The organism is Desulfosarcina sp., assembly GCF_041551955.1.
Lineage (GTDB): Bacteria > Desulfobacterota > Desulfobacteria > Desulfobacterales > Desulfosarcinaceae > Desulfosarcina.
In genome coordinates this window covers 1-9858 of sequence record NZ_JBFELV010000162.1, presented here as the reverse complement: position 1 = coordinate 9858, position 9858 = coordinate 1, and the positions used below count along the sequence as shown (strand labels likewise).

General features: G+C 51.6%; 11 protein-coding genes. 2 read left to right on the top strand and 9 right to left on the bottom strand.

The genetic code is table 11. The features are described 5' to 3' along the window. Both ABYV26_RS13455 and ABYV26_RS13450 read right to left on the bottom strand, forming a co-directional pair. Positions 1–365, bottom strand: a 365-nt coding sequence (locus tag ABYV26_RS13455; RefSeq protein ID WP_372681794.1) for a tetratricopeptide repeat protein, incomplete at its 3' end; no start/stop codon positions are given. A gap of 570 nt (positions 366–935) precedes the next feature. Then, positions 936–1082 (bottom strand): hypothetical protein, encoded by a 147-nt coding sequence (locus ABYV26_RS13450; RefSeq protein ID WP_372681797.1) that lies wholly within the window; start codon positions 1080–1082, stop codon positions 936–938. Here ABYV26_RS13450 and tnpB point away from each other — a divergent pair. Both tnpB and ABYV26_RS13440 read left to right on the top strand, forming a co-directional pair. After that, positions 1036–1182: an IS66 family insertion sequence element accessory protein TnpB gene (gene tnpB / locus ABYV26_RS13445; RefSeq protein WP_372681796.1), complete on the top strand. Its 147-nt coding sequence runs from the start codon at positions 1036–1038 to the stop codon at positions 1180–1182. The genes ABYV26_RS13450 and tnpB overlap by 47 nt on opposite strands. Before the next feature lie 641 nt (positions 1183–1823). Continuing rightward, a complete protein-coding gene (locus tag ABYV26_RS13440) occupies positions 1824–2966 on the top strand; it encodes a hypothetical protein (protein WP_372681792.1) in 1143 nt (380 codons plus the stop codon). 56 nt (positions 2967–3022) lie between these two features. Here the strand turns inward: ABYV26_RS13440 and ABYV26_RS13435 are convergent, their stop codons facing one another. The 7 genes from ABYV26_RS13435 to ABYV26_RS13405 form a co-directional block, all read right to left on the bottom strand. Continuing rightward, complete coding sequence (locus ABYV26_RS13435; protein ID WP_372681791.1) at positions 3023–5569, bottom strand: phosphoenolpyruvate carboxylase; 2547 nt, start codon at positions 5567–5569, stop codon at positions 3023–3025. A gap of 304 nt (positions 5570–5873) precedes the next feature. Next, positions 5874–6194: an NIPSNAP family protein gene (locus ABYV26_RS13430; RefSeq protein ID WP_372681789.1), complete on the bottom strand. Its 321-nt coding sequence runs from the start codon at positions 6192–6194 to the stop codon at positions 5874–5876. 34 nt (positions 6195–6228) lie between these two features. Then, positions 6229–6822 carry an NUDIX hydrolase gene (locus ABYV26_RS13425; RefSeq protein ID WP_372681788.1) on the bottom strand — a complete coding sequence of 198 codons (594 nt, stop codon included), beginning with the start codon at positions 6820–6822 and terminating at the stop codon, positions 6229–6231. Between the two features lie 156 nt (positions 6823–6978). After that, a complete protein-coding gene (locus ABYV26_RS13420; protein WP_372681786.1) occupies positions 6979–7272 on the bottom strand; it encodes a hypothetical protein in 294 nt (97 codons plus the stop codon). A gap of 461 nt (positions 7273–7733) precedes the next feature. Continuing rightward, complete coding sequence (locus ABYV26_RS13415) at positions 7734–8072, bottom strand: DUF86 domain-containing protein (protein WP_372681784.1); 339 nt, start codon at positions 8070–8072, stop codon at positions 7734–7736. Continuing rightward, positions 8059–8358 carry a nucleotidyltransferase family protein gene (locus tag ABYV26_RS13410; RefSeq protein ID WP_372681782.1) on the bottom strand — a complete coding sequence of 100 codons (300 nt, stop codon included), beginning with the start codon at positions 8356–8358 and terminating at the stop codon, positions 8059–8061. The genes ABYV26_RS13415 and ABYV26_RS13410 overlap by 14 nt, the downstream gene beginning before the upstream one ends. 295 nt (positions 8359–8653) lie before the next feature. Then, positions 8654–9415 carry a nuclease-related domain-containing protein gene (locus ABYV26_RS13405; protein ID WP_372681780.1) on the bottom strand — a complete coding sequence of 254 codons (762 nt, stop codon included), beginning with the start codon at positions 9413–9415 and terminating at the stop codon, positions 8654–8656. Between the last annotated feature and the right edge of the window lie 443 nt (positions 9416–9858).

Sequence of the window (9858 nt, the reverse complement as noted above, 5' to 3'; positions counted from 1 at the left end):
GACGCCGGATCATTTTGCATGGCTGCCATTTCATACCACTTGCGAGCTTCTTTGTAATTTTTTGCGCCCATCATCCCTGTAAGGGATATTTCGCCAAGTCTTCGCTGGGCCTCGACTAAACCCTTTTCAGCGGCTTTTAAAAACCAATGCATGGACTTGGGTGTCAGATGGCCTGAACTATCGAGGCTGATCTCTCCTAAAACGAATTGTGCATAAGGGTTTACACTCGCAACTTCTCCGCAGACAATTCTTGCAACCTCGAAATTCCCTTTTTCGAATGACAACCTACAAGGGTCCTGATTTGAATAGCCAATGGTTGGATAGCCTAACAAAACAGCGGTAATGATAAATATGATTTGATTCATAGAAGAAGACCTTTTGGTCAAGATCAATAACTCGGCATCAACACCGGAATAAGCGACAACACATTCACCGATTTTCGGTTGGAATCGGTTTGGTCCTCACCCGGACATCCCCTGTCGTTGATGTCCTCATTTCCGTCGATCATGCTATCTTTTTTTGTATCGCCATATCGATATCGGCATAATTGATATTGACTTTACCAAGAAGTCTTATTCGGGTGTGCTGGATTTCATTAGATCAAGATCCGGGGATAGATCCGGGGACGGAGGTTGATGTTAACCCAAATGGGGGACCTCACTTTCAATATTTTCAGTCTATACGATAAATGGGGGGGGACGGAACCAGGATGAAAACGTCGATATCTCCACAATTACTACTCAACCCCGAATACAGATAGCCTCATTCAGTGAATGAAAAATATCCACAGATTTACCGACGAAGATTGACAATCTGCTGAAATTACAGCCAATAGTACCCGAATGATTCGACCACGGAGTCCGGCCCGGTCAAGTCCCTGGCAGATTTGCGGACAAACGACCTCCAGGATAACCGCCGCAGGCCCGATCACCTCGTCAAGGCCCGTCTCTGGGCCCGCCGAAAACCGGTGGCGGGCATATGATGTTGCCTGACCATTCCAACAGCGTCTTTTTTTTGGCCGTGGGCAGCACCGACATGCGCAAGTCGATCAATGGGTTGTCGGTGCTGGTGGAACAGGCCATGGTTTTAAATCCTTTGGGGGGAGGTCTTTTCGCTTTCTGCAACCGGCGACGCAACATGATAATAATGTTGTACGGGGACAACGACCCAAAAGTAAAATGAACTACCCGTCGCAAGCAGCGGGGTACTAGACCTTCGTTGCGCAATCAATCATCCGTCTTGGCCTGGCTCCAGATCCTTTTTCGCATGGTTGGGTGGGCTAGTCAGATGTCGCGAAAAGACACGGCATGGATGAGGGCATGTGACAAAAAGTGCATCCGCCAATGACGAAACAGGTTCATTTATCCCGATAGTTGTATAAAAAACATATGAAAATATGCGTTGCTGATCGAAATAGTTTATAGAAAATGATCGTTTTTGCACGCACAAGAATTCATCAAATTTGAATTCCTCCGGCTCTTGCAACGTCGGGGTTGATCTGTCTTGACGTCTATTTCACTCTTTGTTCGGTTACGGGTCAGGGCCTCAACATTGACGGAGTCGTAAAAAGTCCGATATCTGCGTTACGCTTCAACCTTCGTCACTGCGGCGTACCTTAAGTACGCCTCATTCCTCAGGATTCGCAAGCCTTGATCTCGGGCTTTTTACGAATCCGTCGGAAATGTGACTTTTTACGAGTTCATCAACATTATGAAAATAAAAAAATTCCGCCTGTCGGCATATTCGGTTCACCTTGGCCTGTTGTTTGCTATGTATTGAGACCCAAAAAGACCGCCTGACAACAACCGTCCACAAAGGAGAACATGTTGAGACGATGGACCCTGTATTTATTCTGCGCATTGTGCGTGGCAGCGATGTTCATGATAGTGTCCGGCTGCGGCTCCGGCGGCGGAGAAACGGCGGCGCCAGCCGGTCAAACCAGTCATTTCCCGACCGTCAATCCGGACGCCGGCCCACCTGCCGGAAATTCGGCCGGAACCGCATCGATACCTGCCGAAGCGAACCTCGAAGATGTGACATTCCCTGATCACATTGTCGGCAACGGCACGCCACAGAGTTGCAGCGCCGAGGCCTTTATCGATGCTGTCGCCCAGGGGGGAACCATTGTATTCGACTGCGGTCCTGATCCGATCACGATAACGCTCCCAAGACCGGCCAATGTGTTCAACGATGCCAACCCCGACATCGTCATCGACGGCGGCGGCCTGGTGTCGCTCAGCGGAGGGGGCCAAACCCGCATGTTGTACATGAACACTTGCGATTCGGATCAGGTCTGGACCACACCGCACTGCCAGAACCAGGATCACCCGCGATTGACCGTGCAGAACATCACCTTTGCCAATGGCAATTCCACCGCTGAAACCGAATATGACGGCGGTGGTGCCATTTGGGTGCGCGGGGGACGATTCAAGGCCGTCAACTGCCGCTTTTTCAACAATGTCTGCGCCGATGAAGGCCCTGATGTGGGCGGCGGCGCCATCCGGGTGTTCAGCCAATACGACGGCCTGCCCGTCTACATCGTCAATTGCACCTTCGGCGGTGCCGAAGGCTACGGCAACCGTGGTTCCAACGGCGGCGCCATCAGCAGCATCGGTGTCTCATGGACCATCATCAACAGCCTGTTTTCCCACAACAGCGCCGTTGGGTACGGCGCCAATCCGGCACAATCCGGTACGCCGGGCGGCGGCAGCGGCGGCGCCGTCTACAATGACGGCAACACCATGACGCTGACCGTTCTCGGCTCGCGCATCGAATACAACGACGTCAATGAACACGGCTCGGCCATCTTCTTTGTTTCCAATGACCACTCGGGCGATATCATCATCGATGGTTCCACCATAACGAACAACATCGGTGGCTTCTGGTACCCGGCCTACGACGGCATATCCATGCACAGCGACACGCCGATCGCGGTGACTGACTCGATCATCGAGAACAATTCGTAAGCATCGGTCGGATAAACGACCACGTACCCCTGTTCATAATTATGGATGGGCACTAGCTATGCAGAATTTCTGCTTGCGTTGATATTACCGTACAAAGACCGCTGGACTATTTTTTCATAAAGCGGTTGGTGCGTAGATCTGCGCTCAATTTTCTGTAACGCATATTGCTGGATGGCCAACAGGGGCAATACGATGCGTTCCCGGATCTCGATCGATTTTTTTGATGTCAGCTCCTCTTCCATCAACACGCGGTATCCGGAAATCAGCAGGACCATCTCTTTTGACAGCCGATATTCGTCCAACAGCATGTTCCAGAAGTCGTGGTAGGCGTCATCTTTGGCAATATAGGCGGTCAATTCAAAATTACATTTGGATAGCGCCATCATGCTGTTAAGGATCAAGGCCTTGAAAAACGGCACACCATTAAACAATTGTTTTAAATGCTCGGTCTTGCCTTCAGCGACCAGGCTTTGGACGGCCGTTCCGACGCCGTAGTACCCAGGAACATTTTGCTTCAACTGGCTCCATGCCCCCACGAAAGGGATCGCCCTCAAATCATCCAGGTCCAGTTTTTCCTTGGTGCCCCGCTTGTCGGGCCGGCTGCCGATATTGGCTTTGCCATAATATTTCAGCGTGCTCTTGTTTTCCAGGTAGGGGATAAACATAGCATGGTTTTTAAGGGCCGTGTACTTTTCAAAGCTCAACTGCGCCAGTTTCTCGATAAGCTGCCTGTCTTTCCTGGTAATCGTATTTTCTTTTTCAAACAAACGCGTGGACAACCCGGCGGTCAGCAGCTGCTCGCAGTTATGTTTGAAATGCGCTTTGGTGCCATACATGCTGGTAATCGTCTGACCTTGAATGGTGAGTTGAATGGCATGATTGGCAATGTTCTTGCCATGCGAGGCATAGAAGCGATGGGTCTTGCCGCCCCCGCGCGCAGGGGGACCGCCCCGGCCGTCAAAGAATATGGCCTTGATACCGTAGTCATCGCAAACCGCCGACAGCGTCTCTTTGGTCGTATAGATCGACCAGTTGGCCTGCAGAAATCCGCCGTCTTTGGTTCCGTCGGAAAATCCCAGCATGAGGGTCTGCCGATTCCGGCGCTGCGCGACATGCGCCCTGTATTGGGGGATATCGAAGAGGGCCTGCATGATGGATCCGGCGCGCTTCATGCCTTCCATCGACTCGAACAGGGGGATGATGTCGACCGGCACGTCACCTTTTCCCCACCCGCACCACCGTAAAAGACTGAACACATACAGCACCGAAAACATATCCTCGGCGTGACTGATGACATACCGGTTGCACCCCTCGCTCCCGTTTTTGCGCTGGATGCGCTTCATCTCGACAATCGTTTGAATCGTATCCCTGATAAGCGCATCCTCGAACTGATCGGGGTGCACCGCGATGTCTTCGCGCAGAAGAATGGCGATTAATTCGACGTCTCCCAACTCGTCCAGGCGTTGGGCGATCAGGTTCTCTTTTTTCAGGATGGCCTGCACGGTTTCCCGGTGGACATTATGGTTCTGCCGGATATCGAGGGTCGCAAAATGTGTTTTGAAGATGTTGACTTTATCGATGAGGGTGTCCAGTTCGTCAAGATACAGGCTGTTGTAGTTCTCCATGAGGGAGGCCCTGATATCGACGAGCGGATCCATAATTTCTTCATAGCGGATCGTTTGGGCCGGGTCGTACATGGTCGCGTAGAGCCTGCCCCTCAACTTCTCGAGGGCCTCTTCCACTCCCCTGAAGGTCAGTTTACGCACCAGCCGGTTGACATCGCGATAATAACACTTCATCAGGTTCATGCGCAGTTCATCGGCCACATCCGCGGTGATGGCGGCGGTGACAAAAGGATTGCCGTCCCGGTCGCCACCGGGCCAGAATCCGAGCTCGATGATCGCAGGGCAATCGAAACAGCTGTCGCGGAGGGTCTTTTTAACACTCGCATACAGCTCGCCCACGGCCTCATAATACACATGGCGCAGAAGGTAGATAATGTTTTGGGCTTCGTCAAAGGGCGTCGGCTTCCGGACATTGATCAGGGAGGTCAATCCCAGTTGCTGCAATGTCAGGTCGATTCCATCGATATCGTTGCGCGCTATCATCGTTTTCAGTTTGCCGATGATATTCAAGACCGAAGGCGAGTAAAACTGGGTCGGATGCGCCGTAAATACGAGGCGGGCACTGAAACAGGACAGGTCGTCAGTCAGGCTGCAGGTCTTGTCTTTGCTCTTCAGCAGAGTGATGCAGTCCTTGAGCGACAGGTGATCGTCCAGCTGCACCAGTCGTTCGAAGGCGGCATCTTCCGCACTGTCGTAGAGCACGACCTGCCGCTCGACATACTGGATGACATTGAACATAAAATCAATTTTCTCTTTTTCCGTTTTTATGCCGGTGTGAACCCTGAAAAACGAATCCAGGATCGCAAGTGGATCCCTGTCCGCGTCAAGGCCCTGTTGACACGCATGGTGCAGCAAGGGAATGAACATGCCAATGTTGCTGACCGTTCGGAAAGGCAGATTCAAAAACAGGCTGTTGTAGACATCAAACTTATTCTTTACTTCTTTCTCAAATGCGTAAAGCCCTGCGTGATCATTCATCGGTTTCGTTTTCCTGATTGAACCTGACGATTAATTAAGGGTGACCCATCATATGCCGGTCACGCGCTTTGCCAAAAAACGCATCCGGCTGCTCCCGAACACACCGAAGAGCCATGTAATTCATCCAGCTTGGTCCGACTCCGCTTTCGTTCAAGGGGGCATCGGATTGCTCCGACCCGTTGTTGCGGTCTGTCTATTTGCACCCGAGCCGGTGATTCGTCCTGGTGTCGCTGGTGCACACCGTTTGAAGCAATCCCGAATGCCTCTTCAGGAAGCCGGTGATGCCGTCGAACCGGGCTGATATCTACTGAACGACCGACTTCGGGGTCGGCACGATCCGTTTGACCACGATTTTCTTGCGGTCGAGCAGTTCGCCGACACGCGGGCCGATCTCGTTCTTCCACTCCGGGCTCTCGTAAACCTTCTTGTAAAGACGCTCGCGCTCCTTCTCGTTTTTGAACCGGCGGATCCAGTAGTAGACATTCTCGTCCTGTTCGTCGACGAAGCTGCCCAGGACGACCATGCCCTTGGCCACCTGGAATGGAATGACCACGCTCTCCATATACTTCACCCACTCGGCGCGCTTGCCGGGAAACAGAGTGTACTGCCTGAATTCGTAAAACATGCGCTTCTCCTTTTTTTGAAAGTGTTGGCAGGCCTTATCCGCCTCCGGTCAAATAGTCGCTGCCCAGGCTGACATAAGCGTCCATGACCAGCCAGGCCCGTGCACCGAAGACGATGTCTCTGCGCTGGAGCAGGGCCCCCACCGCATCCCGATCCAGCATGATGACTTCGATGTCTTCCGAATCTTCGTTGAGGCGCGTGTCCGGCCGGCCCTCGACTTCGGCGAAAACCACGGCAATGGACTCGTCGGTAATGCCCGCGGAGGAAAAAATGGCCGGGCTCTGACGGTAGACGCGCACCAGGTCCAACCCGGTCTCCTCGCGCAGTTCCCTGCCCGCGGCTGCGGCCAGCTCCTCGCCCGGGTCCAGCAGCCCGGCCGGGAAGCCGTACTGGTAGCCGCCCACGGGGACGCGGAACTCCTTGATCACCACCAGCTTGTCTGCCTGCCGGTGGAAGGGCACGATGATGGCCGCATCGGGGTGATGAATCCGGCCGGTGATGCATTTGGGCCGCTCCCCCCGGCTGACCATCTGCCAGTGCTTGCGGTTACCCCGCTGGTCCTCATAGGCCACCGCTACCAGGGTGACGAATTTGCTTTTGCTGACCACCGTAAAATCGATTATTTTCATAAGGGTATCTCTTAACATAAAACGCCGCGATGTAGAACGCATAATAGAGAATCGATATGGTCCAGGATCTTCTTCAGCCATTTGAGTTGATCAAGGGTTAAGTAGCGGTCGACCTGCGGCGACAACCTCTTTCGGGGTCGAAAAAGCAGAATTTTTTCAGGTATTCATGAAGGGAGATCTGGTTTCATTTACCTGTCGAGACAGGTCAAGGGCAAGCTTTTTAATCTGTGACACATTAATTCCGTCTTCCTCTTCCAGGTTCCAATATTCCACATACTCATCCGGATCTTCGACGATCTTTCTTAGGTGGCTTTGTACACGGCGAAGCCACATATCTTCATTTTCGCATTCCAAACTAAGTGCGCCGAGTTCCGCTTTCAGGGTATCGCAAACCCTGGCTGCATGAACGATAATGCTGTAGGCTTTTTCTGACAGATCATCGGTATCCATTTTTTGTTCCGCCTATACTTTTTTTGCCTTCCCTTCGCGCTCTTCGCGGCTTTGCGTGAGACAAGTTTTTTCATTTCCAGCGGATCAAAAGCAGTACACGCCGCTTGCAGGACCTTGGGCCATACCTGCGCTCCATTTGCCCCCCTCAAAAACCATCCAGGAACATCTTTGATGAACATTCCAAGCGATATGTCCTGGTCGACATTGGCACTATATCGCGATTTTTTACCCCAAAAATCGGAATATAGTCCCAAAATCGAGGGTCTTTAAAAGTCTTTTTTGTTTCATTCAAGTTGGTTATCGTGGCCTGGCCCGTCACTCGGAAGTTATCCTGGCCCGTCCCTCGGAACCCTCCCTCGGAACACCTCCGTCCCTCGGAACACCTCGGAACATCGAAAGCCATGGTTTCCAGCGTTCGGCCTGATCGCAGTTGTACAATGGGCAATCAAGGCGTGATGGATCTAGCTTGGCAGGATTTGTTCAAGTTGAGAAATCAGGGGTGGCAGATCGAGTTCGATCGTATCCCATAAGACGGCGAGATCGACACTGTCGTATCCATGAACGAGCCGGTTCCGCATGCCGATCACTTCGCGCCAGGGAATCTTGGCGTATTTCTTCTGCCCTTCCTGGCTTACCCGTGCCGCAGCCTCACCGATATTTTCCACCAACTTGATCAAGGATAGTTCGAGCATCCTTTCTTTTTCAAGCGAGTCCGGGCTTTTCCCGGTGATCATGGCAACGGCTTCCCGGGCATGGTCGAGCATGTGCAAAAGAGGAACGCTGTCATCATGCCTCGGCATACTGGACTTCCCTTTGAGCCATGACATCGGAACGGAAATAGCTGCTTATGAATCCTGGCGTGTTCAGGTCGACTTTTCGGCCGACAATTTCACTGAGTTCGAATTCAAGACGCGTTAGCCGGATCAAACCGATCCTGGTCCCAGGCTTGAATTCCACCAGGACGTCAACATCGCTGTCTGGTCCAAAGTCATCGCTCAACACGGAGCCAAACAAAGACAGTTTTTGGATCCCGTTATTGCGGCAAAATTCAGCCAGCCGTTCTTTTGAAATCTTGATCTTGGCCATTGTCATCTGTTTGCCCTGACAAAATTTATGGATCCGGTTTCTTCATGATCCTGGAAATGGCGTTGTTTCATGCATTAATGAAAGGTATCTTCGATTACCTGTTTTGTCAAGAAAACTAACGGTTTCCGATGCTTGCTGGGCCTGTAAACGTTTTCAAGGAATCGCACACCTCTGCTGTGTTTGCTGCGCGTAATATCATGCCGTGTGCATTTTCCGACAGATCATCGGTATCCATTTTTGCTTCGATACTGTCTTTGTTTTCCCTTGGCGCTCTTTGCGGCTTTAATCGAGGCTTTCAGTTCCTCCCACCCAACCCTTCCACGGCCTTGGACTCGATATTTCGACAGCGCTGGTCGATCTGGTGCACGATGCTTTTAATCCGGCGATCGTCCAGTGTGTTTCCGTTGATTGGTTTGGCAATCCTTAGAAATTGTTTGGGGTTGATAACCAGAATACCTTCTGAAGCGGTTCGGGTGATATACCATCCGGGAAGGGCGACCACCGGTCGAACCGCCGTTTTCTCACCGGTAGCTGAAGAGAGCCAGCGTTCAAGCCAGACGGATTGAGCCTTTGCCTGCTCCAACGGCTTGACTTCCTTCCATTTGGGGAAATGAATGCAGTGACCGTCGTAGGTCACTTTGGCATCGGCTGTTCGATCATCCGAGGTAGGCTTGGCCCTGGCCTTGGTCTCCACGGCGAACACCCCGGCCGGCCCCACGACGATGTGATCGATGTTGAATTGGTCGGCTGCGAAATCGTGATAGACATGGTAGCCTTGAAGCATCATCAGGTTGAGTTCCTGGCCGGTGGCCACCTCACCCTCATATCCGAGACGCGTGCTGCGGCGGAGATTGAAAAGTCGAACCATTTTGAAAATAAGATAGCCTATGATGAGTCCACCACTGATAATGTAAACAATGGCTGAACTCAGGGTTAACGGTTGCTTTTGAAAATAGAGATCCGAGATGTATAACGCATAAAACGCGACGGGCATGGTAATCATCATGGCCATGAAGGCCACCAAATCATCGTTGATGGCGTCCAGTTTCTCGAACAATGATTGACCGGGTGACCTGAGAAATTTAGAGGTGAACGGTGTACGCCGTTTCTTTAGGCCATGGTATGCTTTCAGTAAATTTATCGCTGCGAGTGTGATACCCAGGCTGGCGAAAACGAGAATGATCGGTATAAGTGCCATAGACAACATGTTTTATCTCCATTCGATACGCCATTTAAAATCCTAAACGAACTATTAATGTCGAGGATCTGGCCGACGACCTTGCGCAAGATGCCGGTATCGCTTGGCGGCATTTTATGACGCCCAAGGACCTGTCTCAGCTGAATAATAAGCTAAGCGCATGACTTTGTTTTCTTGCGGAAATCCTTGATGATTGCCGGATTTGCATTGTCTGCATCGACTATAACCGCAAGAGATGAATTGCCATCTGAGCCGTTTATAATCCTGATTCTTTCTTTAGAAAAAAACGGTTATTTAAGAGT